This window comes from Chitinophaga pinensis (assembly GCF_007896845.1).
GTDB lineage: Bacteria > Bacteroidota > Bacteroidia > Chitinophagales > Chitinophagaceae > Chitinophaga > Chitinophaga pinensis_C.
The window spans coordinates 13,920-38,968 of the sequence record NZ_VOHS01000043.1 but is presented as its reverse complement, the minus strand read 5'-3'; the positions used below and the strand labels follow the sequence as shown (position 1 = coordinate 38,968).

Below are 25,049 nucleotides of genomic sequence, written 5' to 3'. Positions count from 1 at the left end.
CTCCTTTAACCAATTATTCAGCGGGGCCAAAGGATATCCCTCATTATCGCCACACCATACCGCTATACTCGCAGATTGCGTAGCCGCTTGATCTTCTCTACCGCATTCTTGTTAAAGGCGAAGATATCTTTCGGCAGATTCGGGTGCGAGTTCAACCAGAAATCATCCCAGACCAGCAGGCCGTATTTATCACAGGCAGCATAGAATTCTTCATCCGTCGACTCCCGATCCAGTTGCGCACCATATTAAAATTCATCTCCCGGTGCAACTTTAGCTTCGTATCATATTCACTGCCACGACAACGTAACAGATACTCAGACATTCCCCAGTTACCACCCTGATAAAGATCTTTTGCGTTGATAGCTATATGCAACACCCCTCCAAGGGTATCATAACTGAACTGTCTCACGCCAAAAGTCACTTTCCTGCTATCAGAGGGCTATCTTTTGTGGTAAATGAAGATCCAGGTGTATAAAGGCTGACTGCCATAACCATTCGGCCACCAAAGCTGTGGATGGGCTATTTCAGGCTGAAAGGAACCTGTTCTGCTGACCTGCAGCTATCTTCACATTTTTAGTAAAACGGATATTACCGGGCTGAATGGTGCCGGAAATGACACCTTCCTGCGCCTGCACAGAATGATTATCCAGTTCCATCGAAACACTTAGCTTAGCCAAAGATGTCTCAAGGGTACTGGTACGTAACCCCATGGATCTGAATAGTAATGCTCCTGAACCGCTAATGTATACGTCATCCGTAATACCCATATTCAATCCGGTACATATGGCATCCAGTCCCAGCTGGCACTGGAAATGTAGTAGGACTTGAATAATTCACGATCGGCTGTCCGGGCCAGCTCACCAGCAAAGCCAGCACATTCGCTGATCATACCGCAATATCCCGGTACATCAAACTGACCTCTGTCCATAAAACCATCCAGCAAACCAAGCCGGCGGCCGTTCAGGAATACTTCCGCTTTCCGTTCACCCCCTCAAAGTGCAGCCATTGTTGTTCACCTGTCTTGCGGCGGACAAACATAAACGTACTGCGATACAGAAATCCCGGTCGTACTTTGCTTTATCTACCTGATAAATGTTATCCGCATAATTGGGGTCCATTTCTAAACCCGCTGCCACAAACGACTAAACACCGTAGGTACAATCCCTTTTACCCAGTTCTGATCATTATAAGCTGTTGTATGAATGTCTGTTGTCTGTCCAGTTCTGCTGCCGCCTTTACCTTCCAGTTTACGGCCGCATTGCTGCTGTTTAAGGTCATGATCTTTTCCTGTCCTTTTGCTGTCAGGCATAATATCCCTAAGACCGCTGACAGCGCCCATCGTTTGTTCTGAACATTTTCGCAAATTTTCCTCGTTAGTTTGTGTTTATTTAAAACCGATCTGTGCCCAGATTGACTACACGCTGATTGATATAAGCATCACCAGCGGAATTGCTGGATACTCAGGGTCTGCTGGTATTTGTCATAGTTGGTCCATGTCAACAGGTTGTAAGCACTCAGATATAGTCTCGCATGTTAAGTCGTTGTGGTAACCAACGGCTGGCAACTGATAACCCAGATCGATCGTTTTGAGACGTACATAACGCGCGTCGATCAGCCAGAAATCTGACATGTAGGTACGCGCACTATTGACCGTAGTCGGGTTACTGGTCAGACGTGGAAATTGCGCGTTATCCGCATTCTCCGGTGTCCATCTTCCTGATGGATAGGCTGGAACTGACTCTGGAATGTCTCGATACCAGTACCTACCACACTGAAACTGTAACCAAACGCTCCCTGAAACAGCAGACTGACACTAAAACCTTTGTAGTTGGCCGCCAGAGTCAGACCTAAGACTGTATTTGCCAGATTCGGACGACCGATAGGCCCGCGGTCATTATTGTCAATAATACCGTCGTTGTTGAGATCCTTATATTTCAGATCACCCGCCTGAATCGGATATTCACTGAGCGGCGTAGCTGGTTTATCATGCGTATTCGCCTGAATCTTCTGAATATCTTCCGGTGTATAATAACGATAAAAGTATATCCGAATGGCTGATCGATAGGACGACCTGTTTCCCGCAGCCATGGAAAAGCCGGTTGTGCCTCATCCTTGAATAACACCTTGTTTTTGAAATGCTGGAATACCAGACTGGTAGTGAAGTTCACACGGCGGATGTTGCCACGGTAGTTGATCTGGCCGTCAAAACCTTTATTGCTGGTGCGGGCTACATTCGTCGGACTAAACCCGATACCGATAATACCGGGAACAGATCCTTTCCTTACCAGCTGATCATAACGTACATCATGGAAGTAATCTACCGTCACAGAAAGTTGTCCTTAAACAGGTTCATATCAATACCTATATCCGCCTTCTTCGTTCTCCCAGCTTACGTCCATATTACCCAGTTCTCCTTCATAAATAGAACCCTGCTGCGAATCATTTTCTCCAAAAGAATAACCCCCGCTATAGTAATACTCCTGACGATAGAGATAACGGTTACCCGAGTCACATCAGATCCCACTACCCCATAAGAACCACGTAGTTTCAGCAAACTGAAAGGCAGGTTACGTTCCTTAAAGAAAGACTCCTGCGATATATTCCAACCCACCCCCACTGCCGGGAAGAAACCATTTCGCTTTTTCGCCTGAAAACGATCAGACCCATTATAAGCGCCATTAAAATCGAGTAGATACTTCTGTTGATAGTTATAGCCGGCCTGAGGAAAGTCCGCGGAAATTGGCCGGAACGTCTGATTTAAAGGCATAGCTCTGCCGGTTGTACAATACCAGTGAATTGAAAGTATGCGATCCGAACGTGCGATCATAATTGAGGAAGGCCTGTGTGTTCACATTCCGGCTGTACAGATCCGTATTTCCGGTCACACGATAGGCCTGCAAACGGTAATTGCCACGCGGATCGAGTGATAAGAGCCATCCACCGGATTATAATGATAAGAAGGCGGATCCGCCGAACGGAACAGATTTCTTGAATATTGCTCCACACCGGCATAAGCCACACGAGCTGTAAAAGACAATCCTTTCGTCATAAAATCCAGTTGCTGGGTAGCACCGAATAAGGCGTTAAAGTCCGTACGCTTACTACGGGTATAACCACCATTCGCCAGCCGCGCGTTGATAGTCGGCAGCTTGTCTTTCGTATCTGCTGCAAAACGCATAACTACCATCCGGATTCATAACAGGGCTGAATAAGGATGTATCTTTTCAAAATTATAGACCTCCGACACGACATTCGCCGCATGTGGCTCGTTGATATCACCAAAGCGTGCCGTCAGATCCAACCGCAAAGTCAGTGTCTTATTAGCCCGCATATCAAGATTGGAGCGGAAGTTATACCTGCGGAAGAAATAGTTTGTATTCACCTCATTACGGGGATCAGAAAAATTTTGACAAGGCCATTCTGTGTCAAAAATCCACCGGAAATAAAATACTTCACCGCCTCTGTTCCTCGGAGATATCGACATTGGTATTCGCCTGCTGCGCAAACTTCTTAAAGACCGTTTCATACCAGTTGATATTCGGATGACCATAAGGGTCTTTGCCATTTCTGAACAATTCCAGATCTGCATCGGTAAACAACGGTGTCAGACCGTCATTCTTATAAGCTTCATTCACCAGTAAACCCGTATTGTAAGCATCCAGTAATCTCGGTGTCTTTACCGGTGCCTGTAACCCGACTCTGCACGTACATTTACCTGCGGACGACCACTTTTACCACGGCGGGTAGTCACCACCAACACACCATTCGCACCTTTGATACCATAGATCGCTGTCGTGGAAGCATCTTTCAGGATAGAAATACTTTCAATTTCATTGCGTTGATCTGCTGCAACTGGTCATAGGAGATTCAATATCATCCACAATGATCAGAGGTTTATTGCCCTCGCTGTTCAGCGAGCTGACACCACGGATAAAGAAATCAGACGCATCCCTACCGGCTGACCGGAACGTTGTTGCGACACAAAGCCCGGCAGTTTCCCCATAAGGGTATTCTGCACATTAGCAGTAGGCACATTCCTGATCTCAGCGCCGGTAATACCACTTACCGCACCGGTATTCGGATACGCCTCGTCTGCGTAAAACCTACCACTACTACTCATCAATCCCCTGTGTAGCCGGCTGTAATATGACATCAAGCGTCAATAAACAGAACGCTGATCTCCTGCGTTGTAAACCCGATCAGCTTCACGATCACCGTATTCGACTTCCCTTTCAGGGTCAGTTTAAACGGCCGTCAGCATCTGTAATAGCACCATTCGTAGGCACTCCTTCTCGACAACTGCCGCACCGGGCAGTACACCATTCAGGTCTTTTACAGTACCGCTTATGTTCTTTTGCGCGCCATCGAAGACAGAGAAACGGCTAACAGCGAACAGTAAAATATATTTCATCTTCAATCAGTTGATTTCATGTCAGGAATAAAACTTACCACCCCGGATTCTGGCGCATATTGTCGTTTTTCATACCTCATCGTATGGTATAGGATACAGGTACATTTTCGGAGCATTGAATACCGGTTGAAGACTTCCGTCACCGCGTAACTAAGATCTCCTCCGTTCCGGATAATACTCATACCATGCAGCGGACTACCATACACCTGCTGTGCAATTTTCCAGCGACGGATATCCCAGAAACGATGCTCCTCAAAGCCAGTTCTATGCGACGTCATTACGGATCTGCTGACGCATTTCATCTGTGACAAACCCGACGCAGTCCATAAAGGCCATTATCACCCGGTGTAATACAGCACGTGCACGCAGGTCTTTCACACCCCTGATACATTCTCCGGTAGGACCATTGTATTCGTTTCCGCTTCGCGAAATTGAGAGTACTTCGGTATAACGCAGCAGGATCCAGTCATGACTGGTATTACTGTATTGAGTCGCATTTTCGAAATTACCCATGAACTTGCGCATATAATACCCGGTCTTGGTACCCGGCTCCGCACCGCCCGGTTCTGTGCTGACCACCCGCATAAGTCTGTATCTCCGTATTCAGCCATCTGGCGCCATTGTAAATAATACTCATCGTCAGACGCGGATCACGAGTGCATAAGGATCATTCGGATTATAACCTGATGCAGGGTCGTAACAGGAAGGCCCGTCTGTAGGGAATGCATCTATCGCTCCTGTGTTGGATTCGTGCGGCCACGTGCAACCTGTGCAAAACCTACCGGACCATTGGTCGTTTCGATCTCTGTGGTATTACCTCCCTGACGGAAGAAGATGACCTCACTATTATTTTTGGTAATGAAGATATCTTTGAAATTGGGCAGTAAAGCAAAAGTCTTTTCATCTATCAACGCACGGGCCGCATCAGCAGCCAGTTCCAGCGCTCTTTGCTATAGCCGGTATAGCCGGTCAATGGGTTACCTGCATCAATATTCTCTCCGTTAAACAGAGGACTCGCAGCATATAACAATACCTTTGCTTTCAATGCCAATGCTGCGCCTTTGGTAGCACGATGGCTGTTCAGTTCGGGTGCTACAACAGGATTCGGACGCAGACTGTCTTTAATCGCATCACACTCGCTCACGATATACTGTACGCACTCCTCAAAAGAGCTACGCGGCAACTGTACATCATCACCTAATTCCCGTACCTCATCCCCCATCAAAGGCACGCGCGCCATAACGTTTCAGGAGTTCGAAATAAAACAGTGCCCTGATAAAACGGGCCTCTGCTTTCCATGCATAACGCACCGAATTGCCATTGGGCAACTTATCCTTCACCGGAGAAATATTGATATTGGAAACGAAAATGCTGGCCGCCGGATCGCCGCATAAGCACTGTTCCAGGGTGTTTCTTCCGCGATGCTTTCAAACGAGGTATAAGCACCTGTCGCCAGTTTAGACACACTGGTCGTACCGGTAAAACCGGAAATAGCATCGTCAGAGGCAGCATCCAGCAGGTCTCCGCCTATGCGGTTATACCCTCCGGGTAATTTAGAATACACGGTGTTCAGGAACTTATTCGCATAAGTACCCAAAGAATCGTCTTTGTCAAAACGTATTCTATCGTCACTTTTTCCAGCGGTACCGCTTCGTAATCCTTTCTGCAGGCCACCAGCGCAATCAGGAAGCCGGCCAGGAAAAATATAGTTGGGAATTGCTTCATGTTACTTTATTTAAATGGCTGACTAGAACTTAATATTCAACCTGTATTCAGCACCCGTTGAATCGGATAGGCGCCTACGCCTACCTCAGGATCTACAAAATCATAAGGAGCATGGGTGAACAGATTCAGGCCGTTGGCAAAGATTTTCACACCGCCCAGTTTCAGCCTCTGTACCCACACATAAGGCAGGCTATAGGCAATACTCACGTTCTTCAGGCGGAAATAGTTACCATTACGCACCCAGAAAGTTGAACTGGCCTTATTGTAGTTATAATTGGCATCCGCAGTCAGACGGGGATAGGTAGCAGTACCAGCTGTCTCAGGAGTCCAGCGCCCCGTGATCTGCTCGTAAGCCTGTCCGTAGGTGAAGTTGAGGAACTGGAAGCCGGCTTCAGTAGCAAAGTTGGCTACGTAGTTGGTCCGGTTGCTTACCCCTTGCAATAAAGCGCTTATTTCCAGTCCTTTCCACGAAAAGCCGGCGCTTATACCGTAGTATATACGTGGACTTGATGCGCCGATAGGCGCCTCGTCAAATTGATTAATCGCGCCGTCTCCGTTCAGGTCTTTGTATTTGATATCACCGGGTAATGGCTGATAACCAGTAACAATTGGCGCAGCGGCAGCTTCTTCGGCAGACTGCAAAAAGCCATCTGCGATATATCCGAACGCATCCCTACGGGTTGTCCGGTTCTTTTATTCCATGCATAATCACGGCGTTGTTCGTCCATAAAAATCACCCTGCTTTGCTCAACACTTCCATTCGCAGTAATGAAATAATGGAAATCGTTAATATCAGACTGCCAGGTCACCGTCAGCTCCCCTCCTTTGTAAAGGTTGATACCGATGTTTTCCGGTGGATAGCTCGCGCCTGATAAACCAATGCTCTTCCCTCTTATCTGTAAAAGATTGGCATAGCGGTCATGATAATAAATCGCCTGTTACCTGCAGCCGGTTATTGAATAAAGACAGGTCAATGCCTACGTCAATCTTACGGGCAGTCTCCCATGAGATATTGGTATTTGCCAGCCCATTTTCCTGAAAACCGGAACCGGGTGAACGCGCAGTACCCTGTTCGTAAATACCACCGCCGATACCATTGTTTTCACTAAAATCCTGCCGCCAGATGTAATAGCCTGAATTATCGATACCATTGCCTGTCTGCGCATAAGTCCCCCTCAGCTTCAGCTGATTCAGCCAGCCTGACTGGTCCTGCAGAAAGGCTTCTCTGGCAATGTCCCAGCCGATGCCACCTGCATAGAAGGTACCATATTGTCTTCCCGGCATATAACGGTTAAAACCACTTCGGTTGATAGCGGCTTCCGCAAAATACCGGTTGGCATAGTTGTAGGTCGCCTTCGCTGACAGGTTTGTTGCTTTACCCGGAAGGTCGTAGTTGAAAATAGTCTGTCGCCTGTCTGCCAGTACAATTGCACTGAGTCCATGCGCACCAAACTGACGATCATAATTCAGGGATACCTGTCCGAAGAAATACTGTGCATTAAACACAGAGATAAAGTCATTACGCTGAGTGATGGCCTGACCAAAGCGCGCATAGGTCGTATCGTCCTGCGTAACACCCATTCTGTAGACCAGCTCCTGCTTGCTGCGGTTGATCGCATTGGCTGATTGTATGGAGAGGTTTCCTTTTCCTTTGAGTGACAAACCGGGCAGCCAGTCACCCAGATCATACCGCAGATCCACATTAGCCATCACGTCTTTGCTGTTATCCTGAATGTAACCGCTGTTGATAGCCGATGACAGCAGGTTGGTGGTCAGATTGCCTGTACCACCCCAGCTGCCGTTGATATTTCTGATAGGATAGGCTGCATTGGGAGTAGAAAGCAGATCATTCAGTATCTTACCGGTACCTGCTCCGGGCTGTGTACCTTCCTGCAGACGGCCAAATAACTGCATGCCTACATTCAGGTTGCTGGTTACATCAATGTTGATGTCTGTATTGATCAGGTATCTTTTCAGACCAGCATTCGTATTGTAACTATTTTCCGGTGATGTTTTGAAGATACCCTGCTGGCCTGTGTAGTTCAGGGATACAGAATAACGGGCCACATCTCCACCACCATTGATATTCAGATTATACCTTGTCAACGGTGCATTATCTCTCAGCACCTGATCATACCAGTTTACATCAGGATGCCCATAAGGATCGGAGTGATCGCGGAAAGCACGTATGTCTGCTTCCTTGTATAAAGGCGCTTTACCATCATTCTGTAAAGCTTCATTTAAAAGATATGCATACTGCCATGCCGGTAAGGCTTTGGGCATACTTAATGACTGTTGTATGGCGGTTTGCGCGGTAAATGACAAGCGTGGTTTACCGGCGCGGGCACGTTTGGTCGTTACCAGTAATACACCCCGGGAACTGCGCTGTCCCAATAAAATAGTGGACAGTCCGTCCTTCAATACAGAGATAGATTCTATATTCTCCGGATCTATGGAAAACACATCACGTTGTACACCATCAACAATGGTGACTGGTGTCTGTCCGCGCAACCACAGATTGATTTCTGAATTGTCATTTACTTCCAGTGCACCTGATCTGGGAATGTTCCCTACAAATTCATCCACATCAAAATTATTACCGGTACCCGGATTCCGGAAACCACTGCTTTGCTGGGTATACAACCCCGCCAGACGACCCGGTAATGCATAGGCATATAAGGTAGCCGGCGTAGCAGACAACTGACTGGTATATACCGTCCCGATCGCACCAATACTGCTGCGGCGATCAGCCTCTCCATATAAAACAGGGATATGTTCCGGACTGGGAATAAAAACTTCTTCCATCCGCAGCACTACGGTATTTTCCTTAACAACATGTTGCAGATTCCGATAACCGGGATATTGTAATACAAGGATACTATTGCGCGTAGCCGGAAGAGAAAATTTTCCCGCTGCATCCGTAAAGGTGCTATCGCCGGTTCCCTTCACATAAACCAGTGCTTTAGCCATTGGCTGACCATAAGCATCCACCAGCCTGCCGGCAAGACCAGCAGACTGTTGCCCGTAAACTCTGCTGCAAAGCAGGAGTAGCAGACAGGCAAGAGCGGAGATATATCGTTGAATATAATTGAGCGTGATTGTATAATTTTTATGCGACATGTTTACTGGCATTTGAACGTGTAGACGAATGGATTGGCAGTATTACTGTAACCCACTTTTGTATTGCCGCTGGCATCCGTAAAGAAGTATTCTATCTTCTCCAGCATATCTCCGTCCTGCATACTGAAATAGGCACGGGGCCAGAAAGTAATAGCAGATTTACGACCTGTATAAGGTTTCAGCTTCGACTGGTCCGTCTGTATACAGGCATCCAGTATTTTGCCGGTATTGGTATAGGCTTTCGCACAGAGATAGATATTCGCTTCCCCGCTAAGTGCAGTAGACACCACATCCGGATCAAAAGATATCGTCAGCAGGTCATTATCTGTCGCTACACCCGGTGTCACAGCTCCTATCTGCGGATTACAGAAATCAGTCAGATCGCTGATACCATCACTTACCGTGAAGCAATCCATGAAGCGGCTTTTATACACGTTGTTAGAGCCGAATACATCACTAAGTCCTTCGGAACTGGTCCCCACGAAATAGCCGGTTTTGAACTGTACACTTTCCGGACCGGGCATAGTTTTGATCGTGACATTGATCGTTTCTTTTACGCCCTGTGGCACATTATAGGACTGTTCTGTCCAGAACAGCACCCATTCCAGATCATCTGCCATAAAATTGCCCCCCATGCCGAAACGATTCTTCAGAGCTGCCGGCCAGTTTTGTCCACCGCCAGCATCTACACTGAGAGGTACAGGCACCATTTTGCCACTACCATAAGTATTAGTAGTATAGGTAACAGCTGAATTAGCACCGGCCTGCCAGTTTTTAGGTGCCAGAAAACCAATGATCAGCCGTACATTGGACCGTCCGCCATCTGCTACATCTATACGCGTTTCCATCGTGATGGTCATCTCTTCGCCAGGTCTGGCATCAACAGGCTGCACCACTTTATCAAGGAATACACAGCCTGCCAGTAACAACAGCATCCCGCTTATAATCCATATATATTTTTTCATATCGTGTCGTGTTGAATCAGGTTAGGGAGCCACTCTTTCAAGTGTGTACAGATAAGTATTGGATGCGCAACCGGGACTGAAAGAAAACACCATATTGCGTTTACCATTCACTACCGGATAAGTAAAACCGGTACTGACAGCAGCATCTGTTCCCGTCTGCAGGAACGAGATGCGTAACGGATACGCAGGATCATCCAGTGTATAACTTCCATTTTTATTCACGACAAAAGGCATCGGATTTTCAATATTGTACTGACCCTCTTTAAAATGTATTCTGAATAGCGTAAAATCTGTCAGCGTGGTAATTTCTACGCCATTCCGGACGGCCTTGATGATACGCCACTCACCCGAAATGTCTTTTATCTGCTCAGGCACAGATATTTCCTGCCGTTGGCAGGCGTTGATACCGAACAACAGTATCAGTAAACAGAAGGGGATTCTTACTTTCATGCTGCTTGTTTTACCAGTTAGGATTTTGCGCCAGTTCGGGAGACTTAGCCGTTTCACTTTGTGGAATTGCCCACAGGTACATAGCCTTGCGGAAATTATGTTTACGTACAGAAAAGACGGTATAGGTAGCATTATTGCCGTTGCGTACTACTTTCATGCCGGTCATCGTCTTATTCTGTGTTGTCTCAGCAATCTTCCAGCGTCTTACATCCCAGAAACGATGTCCTTCAAAAGCCAGTTCCACTCTCCTTTCTGCCTGAATCGCCTCCCGCATCTGATCGCGGGAAAGACCCGCAGGTAATTCATACGGCAGCAGTCCTGCTCTTCTGCGCACCAACTGTACGGCATCATAAACAGCTTGTGACGGACCATCTGCTTCATTACTGGCTTCCGCAAATTGAGCAGCACTTCTGCATAACGGATCAGCGGAAAACAACGCTGACTACCATGGATAAAGTTGGCGCTGATATTTTCATCCAGCATCTTCTTTGTATAATAACCGGTAGGCGTTCCTGCCATTACAGCGTCCTGACTGACGCCACTGCCACCTGTAGTGAGATAAATATTGACCGGCTCTTTCAGCCCATTGTTCTGTATCAACGGCGTCTGATCACGGATAACAGAATAAGCAAGCCGGGGATCCCTGTCCTTATAAGGATCACTGGCAGCATAACCAGATTCCGGATCGGTGATCGCTTTACCATTTGCCATACCAAAAGCATCTACGAACTCCTGATAAGGAAATCCTCCTTGTCCGCCACCACGGGAAGGGGGCTGCCACGCAGTTTCCAGTTCGCGGTTCAGTCCCTGCATCCTCGCCAAAATATATTCCGGATTAACACGCAGGGTAAATACCTTATAGAAACCATACCCCGGAGCGGTAGCATTGTCCTCATACAGGGAATAGGCATTAGACGACATTACAGCAGCCGCTGCATCCGCCGCCAATTTCCATCTTCCGGGTACATTGTCGGTATAACCGGTCAGCGCATTCTGAGGATCTACGTTACCGCCATTAAACAACGGACTGGCAGCATACAGCAACACCCTCGCTTTCAGCGCCATGGCTGCTCCACCACTGGCGCGGCCATAGTCTTCGCGGACACGCTCCAGCGGAAGTGCGCCAGCGGCAGCATCACATTCGGAGACGATATAGTCCACACATGCTTTAAACGTATGGCGGGTCGCCGGGATCTGATCCGTGACATTATACACGGAGTCTCCCGCCAACGGAATCCCTCCGTAATGTTTCAGGAGAATGGCATAATACCACGCCCGCAGAAAACGGGCTTCTGCTCCCATTACATTCCGGATATAGGGAGGAATAGGTGCTCCGGGCAAGTGTTTCAGCAGCAGATTGACCCGCCGGATATTCGTATAACACAGACTCCAGGCGTCACCGCTGATAATGGAAGGATTCACGGTTCCCGTGGCAAACTGGACGGACGTAGTAATAGAAGCCGATTTCTGCGGCTCCGCCTCATCACAGGCGGCGTCCAGTCCACCATTCCCGAAACGGGTGGCATTTTCGGTAAAACCGATGTCAATGTAAATGTTGGTAAGGAATTGTACTGTCCTGGCACTATCGGAAAAGACCGATTTCTCGTCCAGGTTGCTTGTCTCCGTCTGATCGAGGAAATTCTTGTCACTGCAGGATACCAGTGAAAGAATTCCCATGCACAGGCCCAGGGAAGCTGCGAACATGAAGGTCAGTTTCATAACGTAATACGTGGTAGCGTTCAGTTTTTGGTGATAAAATCTATGTCCCCATTTTTATAATGACACCTCAAAAAGAGTCTACCGCCATCCGGAAACTGATTTTATCAAAAATGACCTCCCTGTGCCTGTACAGGGTCTTAATAACCCGGGTTCTGCCGTAATAACCCGTTGCTTAACTGAATCTCTCTCAAAGGTATAGGGAGGTGATTGTGTACGCCTTCTTTATAGCCGGGCAGGGTGCCAGCCGCTTTACCGGTCCTGACCAGTTCAAAAAAACGGAGATGATCCCCGAGGGCCGTTTCTACCCTCTGCTCATGGTAAATATGCTCCAGCGTCACGGTACTGTAGGGAGGCAGAATACTCATATCGGTATTTCCGCCGCTTTTACGGGCCCGTTCTCTCACCTGATTAACAAGATCCGTTGCATGCCCGATATCACTATTATGCACCGCCGCTTCAGCTGTCCATAACATGACCACTGCCAGCCGGTATATACGCTCATTGGTCGGGCCATCCCCTGCTCCGCCGCCATTATTATAAGGCACTTCCTGCTGAGGTAGCCAATACTTCCTGTTATAATACCCCGTCTGACTGGAGGTGGTATTAGCGACCGTACCATCCGATAAGACGTCGCCGTTGGCAATAACGGTCGCTTTTAGCCTCGGATCACCTGCTTCGAAGCTGTTCACGAGGTTTTGCGTCGGACAAACAAATCCGTAGCCCCAGGTATTCCGGGGATTCTGCCAGAGATTGATATTGCTCCCCACGTTCTTCCCGGGCACATTAGCCATATTGATCTCGAATATTGAACCCGTATTAAACTCCCCGGCCGTGGTAAAGATCTTTGTATAATCCGGTGCCAGTGTATACTGACCTGAATGAATGATCTCATCTCCCAGCCTCTGTGCGTCTGCCCATTTCTGCTGCCAGATATAAGCATACAGCAATAATGCTTTCGCTGCACCAACAGTTGCTTTTCCGTTTTTATCAGCTGTCAGTTCGCTTTGCTGAGGAAGTACGGCAACCGCACTATCCGCATCCAGCTCAATCTGTGCCCATACCTGCGCGGGAGTCGCCTGTGGCTGATTATAATCGCCTGTCTGTAATGGTTTCGTGATCAGGGGTACATTGCCGAACAGCTCCATCAGCTGCAGATAAAAGTAAGCACGGAAAAACGGGCCTGCCCAAGGATCTTTTGCTTATCCGTCTCATTCATCGCAATAGGTGGTACCCTGTCCAGTACAAGATTGGCCAGATAGATACCATGAAAATTAGCCTGCCACGCGCCTTCCACATAACCATTATCCGGTTTGGCGACAAACAATTTCAATTGTTGCATCTCCGCTACATCGGAAGCGCCGCCACCTCCTTTTTCTGCATCGTCGGACATAATATCACCCACCGCTATACGGGTCTCCAATGCAAAGAAATTTTGTGGTCTTGCCGCAGCATAAACAGCATTAATGGCCGCTTCCGCATCTGCAGCAGTTTTATAGTAAGTAGTAGTAGACAAATGTGCCGTAGGATCTTCTTCGAGGAACTTCGAACACGCACTGAGGGTAGCCGTGATGATAAAAAGAAAACTGATATATTTCATACAACTGTTTGTTAATGGATGCTATAATATATTACCCGACTATACTTACACTCCGTTCATCTTTCTTCTAAAGACTTAACATCAAAGAAGCGTAAAGACTATAACGTAAGGTTCAGACCAGCAGTAATGATCCTCGGCTGCGGATAATTCACCTGATCCTGTCCGAGGTTCAATGTGCCGGCATTACCACCGAAAGTGATCCCTATTTCAGGATCATAACCGTCATACTTTGTAAACGTCAGCAGGTTTTGTCCGGAGATGAAAACACGCAGTCCGCTCATCTTCCATCTTTCCATCAGCCTGTTCGGGAAATTATATCCCAACGTCACATTCCGGAGTCGCAGATAAGATCCACTCGTGAGGTAATAACTGGATGCGCGGGCATTATAATTGGGATCATTCGCATTCAGACGTGGAATTGTATTACTCGTACCCTCACCATGCCATCTTCCGAGTGTTTCCTGCTCCATGTTATAATTGGAAATAAAGAAGCCGTTCGTGTTGTATTTATAGGACTGATAGATCTTATTGCCGGCTACTCCGAAAAAGGACAGGTTCAGGTCAAACCCTTTATATCCGGTACCCAGATTAAAACCATATTGAACTTTCGGAATAGGTGATCCGAGGAATGTCTGATCAAGATCATTGATCACTTTGTCATTATTCAGGTCTTTAAAACGGATATCTCCGGGCGCTGCATTAGGTTGCGTTGCATGATTGGCAATCTCCTGCTGGTTCTGGAAAATACCGTCAGATACATAGCCGTAGAATTCAGCAACCCTCTGTCCTGCACGCGTCATATTCGGACTGCTGAAGATCTGTGCACCTTCATTCTGTAAGCTCAATACTTTATTCTTCAGCGTGGAGAGATTTACACCGGCATTCAGACTGACACCATTACTGAAAGAATGATTATAATCCAGTTGAAACTCAAACCCTGCGTTAAACATCGAAGCCACATTCGTCAATGGCCCTGTAGAGAATCCGCTTTCAAATAAAATAGGGATCCTCAGCAGCATGTCCTTTGTCTTTTTATTATAGTAATCAACGGTACCCGTCAGCCCTTCCCACAATCTGAAATCAACACCATATCCCATTGGCGTACCTGTTCCCATTTCAGATCAGGATTGCCCAATCCATTGGGTTCAGCAGTTAATGCTGCATTAGCCGGATTACCATAAGCATAATAATAGTTGTTGATAGTGGAAGAAAAGTCGTAATAACCGGCACTTGACTGATTACCCACCACTCCCAGCTGGCTCTTAACATCAGCGAATGGAGGGCTTTTATATTATCAAACCAGCCTTCTTTTGTCAGCGACCAGCCTACAGAAGCAGAAGGGAAATTACCGTACTTGTTATTAGCGCCAAACTTAGAAGATCCGTCTCTCCGGAGGGTAGCAGTCAGGAAGTACTTTTCCCGGAAATTGTAGTTGACACGTCCTATATAGGAAAGTAAGCTCCATCGTACCATACTACCGCCTACAGCGGGATTAGCCGTACCGGCATCGAGGTATTGCAGATAAGGATCATTACCGGGTTGCCCCTGATTACTACCCCTTATAAAGTCATAACTGAAACGCTGTTGAGCAACACCTCCCAGCAACTTTATCTCATGATCATCTCCGATCTTTTGTTCATAAGTGGCGGTGTTATCCCAGGTCCAGCTATAGCCTACAGCTTTTGTCTGAGAAAGATTGGGTATCGGATTATTCTGCGCAGCAGAAACATAGTAGGAAGGCGCAAAAGCTTTATCGTCTAAAAGTTCAGGTCAATGCTCAGGTTGGATTTCAATATCAATCCTTTTACCGGTTTAATCTGCAGATAAGTGGCGCCTACGACAGACCAGTTATTGTATGGATGATTCTTTGAAATATTATTGATGCTGGCAATCGGGTTTTGAATATCGGAATATCTCGCCGGAACGTAATTCCCGGCGGAATCCAGTAAGGGTACAGTAGGATCCATACTCAGGGCAGACAAGAGATCCACTCTGCTGGTGGCGCCTTCTCCCACGAGATATTGCGTGCTCTTCGCGATAGAGATATTCTCTCCTACCTCCACTTTATCATTTGCTTTAAATGATGAATTCAGTGATAAAGAAGCACGTTTGAAAGAAGAGCCGATAATTATACCATCCTGATTAAAGTAATTCCCACTTAGGCGATAGGTAAGCTTTCACTCCCCCCGGCAAAAGCAAGATCATAACTCTGTATAGGTCCTGTACGGAACATCGCATCCTGCCAGTCAGTATGCAGTGGATACTGTGAGGAGCTGCCCATGGAGAAGCCTGTCCCGCATTCTTATATGCTTCGGTATTCAGGGCGATAAAATCCGGGGTATCCAGCATCTTGAGTTTCTTCCTCAGTTGCTGTACACCACCATAGGCATTGAAGTAAATATGAGACGTGTTTTTACTTCCTTTCTTTGTCTCGATCAGCACTACACCATTAGCGCCTCTTGAGCCATAATAGCCTGAGAAGAGGCATCTTTCAGTATCTGGATGGAAGCAATATTTGCAGGATCAATCGCATTAATCCCATTGGCTGTCAGCGGTACGCCGTCTACAACGTACAAGACATCCGAGTTATTGATGGAGGTCAGCCCTCTGACACGGACTGCGCATTCTTACCCGGTGAACCGGAATTCTGGGTGATCTGCACACCGGCGGATTTACCCTGTAAAGATTGTTGCAGACTTGCAGCCGGCAGGTCTTTGATATCACCTGCATCAACGGAGGAAATAGCACCTGTTACCTCGCCTCTTTTCTGCGTACCATAGCCGACCACAACTACTTTTTCAAGACTGGTGGCCTGTGCCTGTAAAATAATATCCACACGTTGTCTGCCATTGATACCTATCTCCTGACGGGCATATCCTACAAAAGTAACAACCAGTACATCTCGTGGAGAAGCCATGATACTGTAAGATCCGTCGGGGCGTGTCGTGACACCTTTAGCGGGTGCACTGCGTAATGTCACATTCGCACCGGGCAAAGGTTCATTATCCTCACCTGTTACCCGACCAGTAATAAGGGTGTCTGCATACATGTTGGTGGCCGATGCGGATGCACCGGTCATCAGCAGGATTAAAAAGAAACATACATGGAACAGCGGAACAAAAGAAAAGCCGGCAAATGCCCTACGCTGCTGACAACGCTTAACGGGCGCATAGGAGGAAACTGTGGAATACATACATGACCGTTTGAATTAACAAAAACGGGAGAAGCGGTTAACGTGGACTTCTTCATAACGCTGACATGCATGTTCGTTGCGTAACGACATGGCAGTACCGGTGCTTAAAAGCAGCTTGCTGCTCTCCCTTGTTGTAATGACACGTTACAACACCGGTACCGCCATCCGATTAACTGGATTTATTCAATACCCCATTGTTTATTAGGTTCCGCACCCATCTCCAGCAGCAGAGTACCTCCGCCGGCGATGTCCGCATGATCGATATGCGCATGCTGATAAGGCTTGCCATTTAACCATGCCTTTTGAATATAGCGGTTTTTCGCACTGTTATTACGTGCAATAATGTTAAACTGCTTTCCTTTGGTATATGTAGGATCAAGCTGTAAAGTAATAGCATCAAATACCGGACTGGTGATCTCATATCGGGTGCTTCCCGGGCATACGGATGCAAACCACTTGCTGCGAGTACGTACCACGCAGACATTTGTCCGACGTCTTCATTACCGACCAATCCTTCCACTGAATTATGATAAGCACGTGCACAAATATCACGTGTCCATTGCTGCGTCAACCATGGTGTACCAAGGTAATTGAACAGGAAAGGCACATGATGTACCGGCTCATTCGCATGATTGTAATAATCATTCCACATCATGTTTGCAGGCGCCTTATCAAAGAAAGTATTCAGGTCAGCAAGTACCTTTTCCCTTCCGCCCATCAAGGCGATCATACCGGGTACATCCTGTGGAACAAACCATCCCTGCTGATAAGGGCTGCTTTCAATAGTACCATATCCCTGACGCATACGGCCCTCTTCCGGCCATTCCTGCCAGCTGCCATCGTCATTACGTGGACGGAACCAGGCTTTGGAACTATCAAACACATTACGGTAGTTTGCACCACGGGCCGTATATGTCTGCGCATCTTCCTTTTTATGCAGCAAACCGGCCAGACGGCCCAGACACCATTCGGTATAGGCATACTCCAGCGTCAATGATACGCTTAGTCCGCCGGTAGAATAACCCTTACTACCATTACCAAATTTCTCAATTGTATTCTTTGCAAAGCCATACGCTTTCTGTACATCGAAGTTGCGGATACCTTTTGCATAGGCATCGGTGATGACAGATACAGCAGGATTACCGATCATACAACCGCTGTAGGCATTCAATATCTCCCAGCGTTCAAGATACCCGTTGCCACTTTCGGATGCGAGTGTCACCAGTGAATTGATCTCATCATTCACAATAGCAGGATTGATGATTGTCTGCAAAGGCATCTGACTGCGGAACACATCCCAGCCACTGAAAATAGTACGTCTGCGGAAGTTTTTATCGGTATGTACTTTCCCATCGCCACCCATGTATTTACCGTCAACATCTGCACACTGACGCGGATCAATCATCGTATGATACAAAGCGCTGTAGAATACTTTCCTTTCTTCTTCAGTACCACCTTTGATGGCTATTTTACCCAACGCCTGATTCCATAATCCTTTTGTGTGTTGCTGTACGCCATCAAAGTCCCAGCCTTTTATTTCAGTCTGCAGGTTCGCTTTCGCACCATCAATACTAACAAAGAGATACCGCTTTCATGAGTACTTTTTCATTGGCAGTAGTGGCAAATTCCGTATAAAAACCGAGGTGCTTACCTGCTTTTCCTTTTACACCCGGCAATATAGCCGCCTTCGCGATCTGTTGCTGATAACGGTCACTCTCAATATCCTCCCGTTTGCGCGTCCAGTCATCCGGAATATCCGCACTCCATACACCAGACTTCGTCAACGGTTTACTAAACTGTGCATAGAAGTATACGGTGTAATTCGCCTTTCCGTCACCATTACCCCAACCACCACCATCTGGTGTACAGCGCATATAACCTGCAATAGTATGGTCGTCAATCACTTTTACTTCCTGCCAGACAGACGTACCACCGACCCTGCGGGCCAGATCGATCTGTATACGCGATTGCTGATTAGCCGGAAAAGTAAAGCGCAGGATGCCACTGTGTGGCGCTGCTGTCATTTCCGCTTTGATATTATGTTCTGTGAGTTTTACGGCATAATAACCGGCGCTGGCTTTTTCTTCTTCTTTCGAATAAGCAGAGCGATAGCCTTCTTCCGGATGTTCCGGTTTACCGGCAACTGTCTGCAATGGCCCCGTTGAAGGCATTACCAGAAAATTCCCCAGATCGCCATACCAGCCGATGCCACTCATCTGTGTAAAAGCAAAGCCCTCGATAGTTGTATGCTCATAGCTGTACCCTGAGCCGTTATCTCCACCGGTGATCGTATTGGGACTCAGCTGTACCATACCAAAAGGTGTCGCGGCGCCCGGAAAGGTTTTACCAAGTCCGTGATAAATACCTGCTGCCCCCGTGCTGGTGCTTGCGCCAATAAACGGATTGACATAGTCAGCAGGTTGTTGTGCCAGACTGATGAAAGGCGCCATGATGATGGCGCCTGTTAATAGCTTACGATGCTTCTTCACTATATTAAATTTTAACGATCTCAATTTTATGGCTGACAGGTTTGTTCAAACGATATACCAGGTTAATGATCAGATCGATCTCTTCCTGCCAGTGTGTACGCAATTCCTTGTACATCGCCGTTTCATAATTTTCTTCGTGGTAACGTAACATGCCATCCTTTTGTGCCTGTTTGCGTACACTGTCCAGTGCCGCAGCATCATCCTGCATCCGCATATTCTTCTTGTCAAAGAAATTACCCTGTATCCAGTAGTAACGACGCAGACGTGATTCTGTCTCCATACGACGCATATTCAGCTGCATTACAGAAAGTGCCTGTTTGTACTGTGGCGTCTCCTGCTGCGTAGCCAGATTGATACCTTTGGCAAATGCAGCCGCAGACCATTTTCCGATCGGCTGACCATCTATCAGCAACTTGTATTCTCCGGCGGGTAATCCTGCAACAGATAACATCTCACGGTTAAAGTCCTCCATAAAAGGAATCCAGTTCAAAGCGTCAGATTGCTTCTGATCATTGCCCCATATACGTGATACCGTGTCGATCGGAAACGGTAAGGATGCCGCCAGATAATCGAAACTGATTTTCTCTCTAGTTGCATTCAGACCGCTTACCTTACAGTTTTGCGCCTGCTTCAGTTTACCTCCGTCAATACGTACATCTGCTACCGGCTTCCCACTCAGACCCTGACTTTTCAGGAACAGGGAGGCCATAACAAGGTGCCCTGCATTACCCGGATGGATCCTGTCGGGACCGATCATCGTAAATGTAGAATCTTTCTCCTGAAGACGCGCATTTAAGGCCGTCATCGGACGGAAAAGATCCACAAATGGCCATTTATTCTTTTGTGCGGCAGCTTCCTGAAAAGCCACCACTTCCTGCATCGCCTTAGACTTGCCTTTAAAATAATTCCCCTTGATCTTCGCCGTTTCATCATAAGGCGGAGAAGACATCAGGATCTTCTGCAGATCAGGCAGCTGCAGCAACCGCGCTTCTATCTGCTCATAACTCCGGCGGGATGCATCAATACGTTCACGTGCAGTCTTATCTGCATCATCACTGTTAAACTCAAAGTAACCGGTATCGTTCATACCAAATGTCAACACCAGCGTGTTCGGCTTCTTGGCGAGAATATCATAGTCCAGCCGCCTGTACATATCAGATGCTTTATCACCACCAATACCGCCATTCATGATGACCAGCTTTCTGTCAGGAAAATGCGTCATGTAGTAGAGATAAACATAAGATACATAAGCGCCGGCTTCTGTGATACTGTTTCCTACAAAGATCACGCGGTCATGCTGTTGGAAGGGTTTCACCTGCGCAGCAACAGATAATGATGCCAGACAAAGTGAAACGGAATAGAGTACTTTCTTCATATGGAGCGGATTAATGTTGAATATTTATATCTTTTAAACGGATCGTACGGATACCAAAACGAGGTATCGCTAAACGGATGATTGTCTTACCTGACTGCTGTTGCATCGGAAGCATATCCAGCGACTGCCCGTTCAGTTGTTCCAGCATAGCCTTTGAGGCGGTACCGGAGATAGTCAGCGCTTGTTCTCTGTTATCACCAGCGGCATTGTAGACCCTTATAAGCAGGTCATTTCCATCCATCAGCAACGCTGGTATCTGCCAACGCTGGTCTGCGACAGCAAGCAGGGAAAACGCCTTGTCATTGTCTGCTGGCAATAGTGTCAGCGGCTCACACCAGCTGGCGGCTTCATTACTCACGCCACCTGCATCCCATGCACCACTATGTGGTACAATGGCATAATGGATGTCAGTCGGTGCCGTTACAGTATAATTGCGGCCCCATAATGCAGTACCTGTGAATTGTACTGTAAAGCCCAGTGGATAGTTTTCACCATGTACATAACTGGTGGTATGATCTACCAGCAAAGCCAGACCAGATTTACCATCAGTCACATCTGCCCAGTGTAACAATACATTATTCTTAATACTATCCCAACTACTGAAAAAAGTATTTGTCAGCCGGCTCTCTGTCACATCATAAGGTGCGTCCTTGCTCAGCTTTTGCTGCGCCAGCTGTAGTGGCAGCAGCACCTGCAACTTGAAACTATCATTATAAAATGCCTTGTGATAATCCTCCACCCGATAGTGCTCCGCCGGAGCTGCACCTATACCCGGCTCTCCCTGCCAGTCAATTTTCAGCTGCATATCTATCCTGCGTGTGGCATTGGCCAAAGTGATGAGCTGCGTAAATGGATGTCCGCCAATAAGACCTTTGATTTCAATCACCGTCCGCGCCGGATTATCTTCCTGCAGACGTACCAATGCCGCCGTATCTGTGCTGGAACGCCACGCCGATTGCTGGTAGAAATAGCCTCTCAGTTCATTAAACCCACGCAGATGTTTGCGATCCACCATCTCCCGGTTGTTGAGTTGCTTTGCGATCAGACTCGTAATAACACCGCCTCTGGCAGGGTCAATCGTCATCTTGTAAAAATCTGTTTCTATCTGATAACGTCCATCGGATAATTGCCTGTTACGCGTCGCAGCACTTGCCCTCTTTGCGCCTTCGCTGATATGATAGACATTATATCCCATCGGCGCTACCCTCGCTTTAAATATCAGCGAACGATCCCTCTGCACATATGCCTTTACCTCTTTACCATTATTACCTGTTACTACCGGCATACGACCTTTATACCCCGGTACCACTACCCACTCTTCTCTTGAAGAAGCGGTCGTGTTAAGCACACGCAGCGAGCTGCCTGTTGATTCCTTTTGCAGGAGGATACTGTCACTCACGCGCAAGGTATTATCTGTCCAATGTTGCACCTTGTCTATCCAGGTATCCCCCTTATGGCCATTATAAGGCACAATCCAGCAATCATGATGCTGGGAGAGTAATAAGGACTTCCACGCACTGTCTAATGCTGTCTGCGGCCATGAACGATGCTGCACAAGCGAACTGATAGCTGCATACTTTTCCGCAGCAGCCAGTTTATTCTCTGCCTGTCTGACCTGTTGCGCAATACGTTGCAATACCTGTGCGCCCCATACAAGGCTCACCTGCACATCTTCCTGACTAAATTTCCATAAAGCAGCATGTTGTGTATCTGCTACATGCCCGATATAATTACGCCAGGTCTCATATTTTGCGTGTTGCTTCAACCACGGACCATTACGCCAGCCGGCATCCTGCAAACACATTCCCACCGGCTGCCGGATACCGGCTGCAAGTGCAGACTGTATATACTCACTGCTATTATTCCAGGCAGTCGTCTGCCACGTTGAATGAGGTAACAAAGCTTCTGTACTATACCTCGACACCGCCGGTAGTTTGCTCCCATCAGGTCCCTGCCACTGCACCACCTCGCCGCCAAAGGCACGTGTGTAACCGCCCCAGCAGGTATTAGGATTTTTAAGCGATGCATATCTGAATCCAAAGGATAACAACACCTGTGGTAACGCACTGGTAAAACAAGGCTCTTCACTGGAATAGGTACTAAAAACAGCCTCCGGAAAATGCTGCCTGATATGCTGTATCCCATAACTGAACTGCCGGATCATACTCTCACCGGAGCTGGTATACAAATAGCTCTGTCCATACCCCGGATTAACGTACTCTATCCTGCCCGCATCTGACTGATCAGCAAACAGGCGCTTCAGCGCAGCATATGCTGCCGGCTCTTCTACCTTCGCCACGTCCCATGTTTCAGGCTCTATTTCCAGATTGATCTTCCAGTCAGGATGGGCCGCTAACTGTTCAACAATGTATTGGGTGTATCCGGCCGGATAGTGTCCATACTTTCCGCCATGATAACCATCGATAAAATAGTGTTGCTGGGCAAAAGACCGCCCTGCCCCAACGGTGCATAACACCGCGAGGCAAAGAATAGTATGTTTCATCTTGTCGTTTAAAGTGCTAAATCCGGGTTTTTCTGAACTTCCGCCAAAGGCAGCGGAAACGTAAGGTCTTTCAGTTCAAAGGCCCGTAGGTGATTAGGTGCTTTGTAACCTGACAGGTTGGTCATGGTACCGTTGGCTACATCAAACGCTTTACGTGTGCGTAGCATATCATACCATGTCTGAAATTCAAAACAAAGCTCCCAGTATCTCTCTTTCAGAATATCATCTGTTGTCAATATAGTTGGCCGGACAGCTGTCGGAAAAGCTCTCTGACGCACGGCATAATAAGCGGCAATCGCGGCTCCATCTCTCGTACTGCCTCCATCCAGCTGACTCTTCGCCTCCGCACATAGCAGCAATACATCAGCATAACGTATCAACGGAAAGTTAGCGCCCGAACGACCCGTTTTTTCAGCATCTGCATCCCAGAACTTAAAAATATAAGGCTCTGAAAATGTGATGATCTCCGTTGGATGATCATACCGCGGATACCGGGTATAATAGAACGCCTGCTCCTGCTTACGGCCATCATCAGCCGCATAGGAATTATAGAAGGCCTGCGTAGGCGCCATCGCTCCGCCATAAGCGGGCTGTATGGAAATCGGTTCGGTTGGATAAGGCAGATACGCACCATGAATATTACTTTCTGCCATCGTGGGATGACGTTGTAACATAAAGATGTTTTCTCCCGTATTCATCTTCGCCGGATCACGCAGGTCTTTATAGGACTCAAATAAAGTAAACTGTCTGCTGTTGATCACTTCCAGTGCTTTATCATATGCCTTGCTGTAATATGTGATCCCCCGTTGCATCGGATAACCGGCCATTGTCAGGTATACTTTCGCCAGCAATGATTTCACCGTACCCAGACTGACATGCCCACTCTGATCAGTCCATGGCAGACCACTATTCTCTGCTTTTATCAGGTCCTTCACAATCTGATCATATATCGCCTCTTTCGGTGAACGACGGATCTTCACATCATTCGGATCTTTGGTCGTTGTCAGTTTCAGTGGTATATCCCCGAAGAGCTGTACACCCTGAAAATAATACCACGCACGCATAAAATACGCCTGCCCCAGATAACGTTGTTTCGTAGCATCATCTATCAGGGTACTGACACTCACATTTTCTATCACACTGTTACAGTTCTCTACCGGATAATACGTGGCATTCCACCATGCCTGCAGCCTTGAATTCGCAGCATCCAGTCTGTCCAGCCGCAGGAACTGATCATCTTCAAAACCCGAAGGTCTTGGGCGTCGGCTGTAGCCGGTGATATACTCCAGAGAATACACCGGACTAACAGCTACGCCAATATTCTCAGCATAGGGAAGCGAAAGACCCTCATAAGTGCCGTTGACCGCCGCTTTGATCTGTTCAGCCGTTTTATAATAATCATCAAGCCCCAGCGAACCGGATGGCTGCTCGTCAAGGAAATTGACACAGGACGTTAAGACCGTCAGCAACGGCAGCAGGAAGCACATACGTTTCATATCTCA

33 protein-coding genes and 3 pseudogenes are annotated in these 25,049 nt (G+C 47.4%); 1 reads left to right on the top strand and 35 read right to left on the bottom strand.

All coding sequences use genetic code 11. From position 1 onward, the window contains the following. Positions 1–524: 524 nt before the first annotated feature. The 3 genes from FEF09_RS25210 to FEF09_RS25205 form a co-directional block, all read right to left on the bottom strand. On the bottom strand, positions 525–710 hold the full coding sequence (locus tag FEF09_RS25210; protein ID WP_186774517.1) for a hypothetical protein: 186 nt from the start codon (positions 708–710) through the stop codon (positions 525–527). 59 nt (positions 711–769) lie between these two features. Then, positions 770–943 (bottom strand): hypothetical protein, encoded by a 174-nt coding sequence (locus FEF09_RS30985; protein ID WP_186774516.1) that lies wholly within the window; start codon positions 941–943, stop codon positions 770–772. A gap of 177 nt (positions 944–1,120) precedes the next feature. Beyond that, the gene (locus FEF09_RS25205; protein ID WP_146307683.1) at positions 1,121–1,363 is read right to left on the bottom strand and encodes a hypothetical protein; all 243 of its coding nucleotides are present in this window, start codon (positions 1,361–1,363) and stop codon (positions 1,121–1,123) included. A 311-nt stretch (positions 1,364–1,674) separates the two neighbouring features. Here FEF09_RS25205 and FEF09_RS30980 point away from each other — a divergent pair, with 311 nt between their 5' ends. Next, positions 1,675–1,851, top strand: coding sequence for a hypothetical protein (locus FEF09_RS30980; protein ID WP_186774515.1), 177 nt, complete (start codon positions 1,675–1,677; stop codon positions 1,849–1,851). Positions 1,852–1,934: 83 nt separating this feature from the next. On the opposite strand, the gene FEF09_RS25200 is transcribed toward FEF09_RS30980, so the two are convergent. The 32 genes and pseudogenes from FEF09_RS25200 to FEF09_RS25080 form a co-directional block, all read right to left on the bottom strand. Further along, complete coding sequence (locus FEF09_RS25200; protein WP_146307682.1) at positions 1,935–2,327, bottom strand: TonB-dependent receptor; 393 nt, start codon at positions 2,325–2,327, stop codon at positions 1,935–1,937. A 62-nt stretch (positions 2,328–2,389) separates the two neighbouring features. Beyond that, a complete protein-coding gene (locus tag FEF09_RS25195) occupies positions 2,390–2,767 on the bottom strand; it encodes a TonB-dependent receptor (RefSeq protein ID WP_222597127.1) in 378 nt (125 codons plus the stop codon). Positions 2,768–2,881: 114 nt separating this feature from the next. Further along, the gene (locus tag FEF09_RS25190) at positions 2,882–3,178 is read right to left on the bottom strand and encodes a hypothetical protein (protein WP_146307680.1); all 297 of its coding nucleotides are present in this window, start codon (positions 3,176–3,178) and stop codon (positions 2,882–2,884) included. A gap of 15 nt (positions 3,179–3,193) precedes the next feature. Beyond that, complete coding sequence (locus FEF09_RS25185) at positions 3,194–3,382, bottom strand: hypothetical protein (RefSeq protein WP_146307679.1); 189 nt, start codon at positions 3,380–3,382, stop codon at positions 3,194–3,196. Between the two features lie 70 nt (positions 3,383–3,452). Continuing rightward, the gene (locus FEF09_RS25180) at positions 3,453–3,635 is read right to left on the bottom strand and encodes a hypothetical protein (protein ID WP_146307678.1); all 183 of its coding nucleotides are present in this window, start codon (positions 3,633–3,635) and stop codon (positions 3,453–3,455) included. Positions 3,636–3,676: 41 nt separating this feature from the next. Further along, positions 3,677–3,820, bottom strand: a complete 144-nt coding sequence (locus FEF09_RS25175; protein ID WP_261387766.1) for a hypothetical protein — start codon at positions 3,818–3,820, stop codon at positions 3,677–3,679. Between the two features lie 90 nt (positions 3,821–3,910). Beyond that, on the bottom strand, positions 3,911–4,120 hold the full coding sequence (locus tag FEF09_RS25170) for a hypothetical protein (protein WP_146307677.1): 210 nt from the start codon (positions 4,118–4,120) through the stop codon (positions 3,911–3,913). A 123-nt stretch (positions 4,121–4,243) separates the two neighbouring features. Continuing rightward, the gene (locus tag FEF09_RS30975; protein ID WP_186774514.1) at positions 4,244–4,411 is read right to left on the bottom strand and encodes a hypothetical protein; all 168 of its coding nucleotides are present in this window, start codon (positions 4,409–4,411) and stop codon (positions 4,244–4,246) included. 2 nt (positions 4,412–4,413) lie between these two features. Continuing rightward, entirely contained in the window at positions 4,414–4,689 is a 276-nt protein-coding gene (locus tag FEF09_RS33720) for a RagB/SusD family nutrient uptake outer membrane protein (RefSeq protein ID WP_261387764.1), read from the bottom strand. Next, positions 4,676–4,996, bottom strand: a complete 321-nt coding sequence (locus tag FEF09_RS33715) for a RagB/SusD family nutrient uptake outer membrane protein (RefSeq protein WP_261387763.1) — start codon at positions 4,994–4,996, stop codon at positions 4,676–4,678. Before FEF09_RS33715 ends, FEF09_RS33720 begins: the two co-directional genes overlap by 14 nt. Before the next feature lie 143 nt (positions 4,997–5,139). Beyond that, a complete protein-coding gene (locus tag FEF09_RS33710; protein ID WP_261387762.1) occupies positions 5,140–5,322 on the bottom strand; it encodes a hypothetical protein in 183 nt (60 codons plus the stop codon). Next, positions 5,319–5,651, bottom strand: coding sequence for a hypothetical protein (locus FEF09_RS33705; RefSeq protein ID WP_261387761.1), 333 nt, complete (start codon positions 5,649–5,651; stop codon positions 5,319–5,321). The genes FEF09_RS33710 and FEF09_RS33705 overlap by 4 nt, the downstream gene beginning before the upstream one ends. Beyond that, positions 5,623–5,751, bottom strand: coding sequence for a hypothetical protein (locus FEF09_RS33700; protein WP_261387760.1), 129 nt, complete (start codon positions 5,749–5,751; stop codon positions 5,623–5,625). Before FEF09_RS33700 ends, FEF09_RS33705 begins: the two co-directional genes overlap by 29 nt. Continuing rightward, a complete protein-coding gene (locus tag FEF09_RS33695; RefSeq protein WP_261387759.1) occupies positions 5,748–6,008 on the bottom strand; it encodes a hypothetical protein in 261 nt (86 codons plus the stop codon). The genes FEF09_RS33700 and FEF09_RS33695 overlap by 4 nt, the downstream gene beginning before the upstream one ends. Positions 6,009–6,172: 164 nt before the next feature. Next, a complete protein-coding gene (locus FEF09_RS25160; protein ID WP_146307676.1) occupies positions 6,173–6,778 on the bottom strand; it encodes a hypothetical protein in 606 nt (201 codons plus the stop codon). A 276-nt stretch (positions 6,779–7,054) separates the two neighbouring features. Continuing rightward, positions 7,055–9,256 carry a SusC/RagA family TonB-linked outer membrane protein gene (locus FEF09_RS25155; protein ID WP_186774513.1) on the bottom strand — a complete coding sequence of 734 codons (2,202 nt, stop codon included), beginning with the start codon at positions 9,254–9,256 and terminating at the stop codon, positions 7,055–7,057. 2 nt (positions 9,257–9,258) lie between these two features. After that, on the bottom strand, positions 9,259–10,221 hold the full coding sequence (locus FEF09_RS25150; RefSeq protein ID WP_146307674.1) for a DUF4961 domain-containing protein: 963 nt from the start codon (positions 10,219–10,221) through the stop codon (positions 9,259–9,261). A 21-nt stretch (positions 10,222–10,242) separates the two neighbouring features. Continuing rightward, the gene (locus FEF09_RS25145; RefSeq protein WP_186774512.1) at positions 10,243–10,671 is read right to left on the bottom strand and encodes a DUF5004 domain-containing protein; all 429 of its coding nucleotides are present in this window, start codon (positions 10,669–10,671) and stop codon (positions 10,243–10,245) included. Between the two features lie 10 nt (positions 10,672–10,681). Further along, positions 10,682–12,348, bottom strand: a pseudogene (locus tag FEF09_RS25140) (RagB/SusD family nutrient uptake outer membrane protein). 179 nt (positions 12,349–12,527) lie between these two features. Next, the gene (locus FEF09_RS25135) at positions 12,528–13,337 is read right to left on the bottom strand and encodes a RagB/SusD family nutrient uptake outer membrane protein (RefSeq protein ID WP_261387765.1); all 810 of its coding nucleotides are present in this window, start codon (positions 13,335–13,337) and stop codon (positions 12,528–12,530) included. Between the two features lie 57 nt (positions 13,338–13,394). After that, positions 13,395–13,987, bottom strand: a pseudogene (locus FEF09_RS25130) (RagB/SusD family nutrient uptake outer membrane protein); the annotation flags it as partial. Positions 13,988–14,085: 98 nt separating this feature from the next. Beyond that, entirely contained in the window at positions 14,086–15,102 is a 1,017-nt protein-coding gene (locus tag FEF09_RS25125; protein WP_146307670.1) for a hypothetical protein, read from the bottom strand. 37 nt (positions 15,103–15,139) lie between these two features. Then, on the bottom strand, positions 15,140–15,592 hold the full coding sequence (locus FEF09_RS25120) for a TonB-dependent receptor (RefSeq protein ID WP_146307669.1): 453 nt from the start codon (positions 15,590–15,592) through the stop codon (positions 15,140–15,142). Between the two features lie 152 nt (positions 15,593–15,744). Next, positions 15,745–16,050: a hypothetical protein gene (locus FEF09_RS25115; RefSeq protein ID WP_146307668.1), complete on the bottom strand. Its 306-nt coding sequence runs from the start codon at positions 16,048–16,050 to the stop codon at positions 15,745–15,747. Between the two features lie 79 nt (positions 16,051–16,129). After that, positions 16,130–16,429 (bottom strand): hypothetical protein, encoded by a 300-nt coding sequence (locus FEF09_RS25110; RefSeq protein ID WP_146307667.1) that lies wholly within the window; start codon positions 16,427–16,429, stop codon positions 16,130–16,132. Beyond that, positions 16,429–16,563, bottom strand: coding sequence for a TonB-dependent receptor plug domain-containing protein (locus FEF09_RS25105; protein ID WP_261387757.1), 135 nt, complete (start codon positions 16,561–16,563; stop codon positions 16,429–16,431). Before FEF09_RS25105 ends, FEF09_RS25110 begins: the two co-directional genes overlap by 1 nt. A 23-nt stretch (positions 16,564–16,586) precedes the next feature. After that, positions 16,587–17,180 carry a carboxypeptidase-like regulatory domain-containing protein gene (locus FEF09_RS25100; RefSeq protein ID WP_146307665.1) on the bottom strand — a complete coding sequence of 198 codons (594 nt, stop codon included), beginning with the start codon at positions 17,178–17,180 and terminating at the stop codon, positions 16,587–16,589. A gap of 179 nt (positions 17,181–17,359) precedes the next feature. Further along, positions 17,360–18,717: pseudogene (locus tag FEF09_RS33685) on the bottom strand (glycoside hydrolase family 92 protein). A 34-nt stretch (positions 18,718–18,751) separates the two neighbouring features. Beyond that, a complete protein-coding gene (locus FEF09_RS33680) occupies positions 18,752–19,669 on the bottom strand; it encodes a hypothetical protein (RefSeq protein ID WP_261387756.1) in 918 nt (305 codons plus the stop codon). Positions 19,670–19,673: 4 nt separating this feature from the next. After that, complete coding sequence (locus tag FEF09_RS25090; RefSeq protein ID WP_146307664.1) at positions 19,674–21,044, bottom strand: SGNH/GDSL hydrolase family protein; 1,371 nt, start codon at positions 21,042–21,044, stop codon at positions 19,674–19,676. A 10-nt stretch (positions 21,045–21,054) separates the two neighbouring features. Next, on the bottom strand, positions 21,055–23,547 hold the full coding sequence (locus FEF09_RS25085; RefSeq protein WP_146307663.1) for a glycoside hydrolase family 38 C-terminal domain-containing protein: 2,493 nt from the start codon (positions 23,545–23,547) through the stop codon (positions 21,055–21,057). Between the two features lie 8 nt (positions 23,548–23,555). After that, positions 23,556–25,043: a RagB/SusD family nutrient uptake outer membrane protein gene (locus tag FEF09_RS25080; protein ID WP_146307662.1), complete on the bottom strand. Its 1,488-nt coding sequence runs from the start codon at positions 25,041–25,043 to the stop codon at positions 23,556–23,558. Positions 25,044–25,049: the final 6 nt, after the last annotated feature.

Excerpts from the sequence above, each read along its gene's own strand:
- FEF09_RS25210 (WP_186774517.1), bottom strand. The coding sequence starts at position 710 with ATGGGGTTACGTACCAGTACCCTTGAGACATCTTTGGCTAAGCTAAGT.
- FEF09_RS25195 (WP_222597127.1), bottom strand. The coding sequence starts at position 2,767 with ATGCCTTTAAATCAGACGTTCCGGCCAATTTCCGCGGACTTTCCTCAG.
- FEF09_RS25190 (WP_146307680.1), bottom strand. The coding sequence starts at position 3,178 with ATGCGTTTTGCAGCAGATACGAAAGACAAGCTGCCGACTATCAACGCG.
- FEF09_RS25170 (WP_146307677.1), bottom strand. The coding sequence starts at position 4,120 with ATGAGTAGTAGTGGTAGGTTTTACGCAGACGAGGCGTATCCGAATACC.
- FEF09_RS30975 (WP_186774514.1), bottom strand. The coding sequence starts at position 4,411 with ATGAAATATATTTTACTGTTCGCTGTTAGCCGTTTCTCTGTCTTCGAT.
- FEF09_RS33720 (WP_261387764.1), bottom strand. The coding sequence starts at position 4,689 with ATGACGTCGCATAGAACTGGCTTTGAGGAGCATCGTTTCTGGGATATC.
- FEF09_RS33715 (WP_261387763.1), bottom strand. The coding sequence starts at position 4,996 with ATGCGGGTGGTCAGCACAGAACCGGGCGGTGCGGAGCCGGGTACCAAG.
- FEF09_RS33705 (WP_261387761.1), bottom strand. The coding sequence starts at position 5,651 with ATGGCGCGCGTGCCTTTGATGGGGGATGAGGTACGGGAATTAGGTGAT.
- FEF09_RS25155 (WP_186774513.1), bottom strand. The coding sequence starts at position 9,256 with ATGTCGCATAAAAATTATACAATCACGCTCAATTATATTCAACGATAT.
- FEF09_RS25150 (WP_146307674.1), bottom strand. The coding sequence starts at position 10,221 with ATGAAAAAATATATATGGATTATAAGCGGGATGCTGTTGTTACTGGCA.
- FEF09_RS25145 (WP_186774512.1), bottom strand. The coding sequence starts at position 10,671 with ATGAAAGTAAGAATCCCCTTCTGTTTACTGATACTGTTGTTCGGTATC.
- FEF09_RS25125 (WP_146307670.1), bottom strand. The coding sequence starts at position 15,102 with ATGGGAACAGGTACGCCAATGGGATATGGTGTTGATTTCAGATTGTGG.
- FEF09_RS25100 (WP_146307665.1), bottom strand. The coding sequence starts at position 17,180 with ATGTATTCCACAGTTTCCTCCTATGCGCCCGTTAAGCGTTGTCAGCAG.
- FEF09_RS25090 (WP_146307664.1), bottom strand. The coding sequence starts at position 21,044 with ATGAAGAAAGTACTCTATTCCGTTTCACTTTGTCTGGCATCATTATCT.
- FEF09_RS25085 (WP_146307663.1), bottom strand. The coding sequence starts at position 23,547 with ATGAAACATACTATTCTTTGCCTCGCGGTGTTATGCACCGTTGGGGCA.
- FEF09_RS25080 (WP_146307662.1), bottom strand. The coding sequence starts at position 25,043 with ATGAAACGTATGTGCTTCCTGCTGCCGTTGCTGACGGTCTTAACGTCC.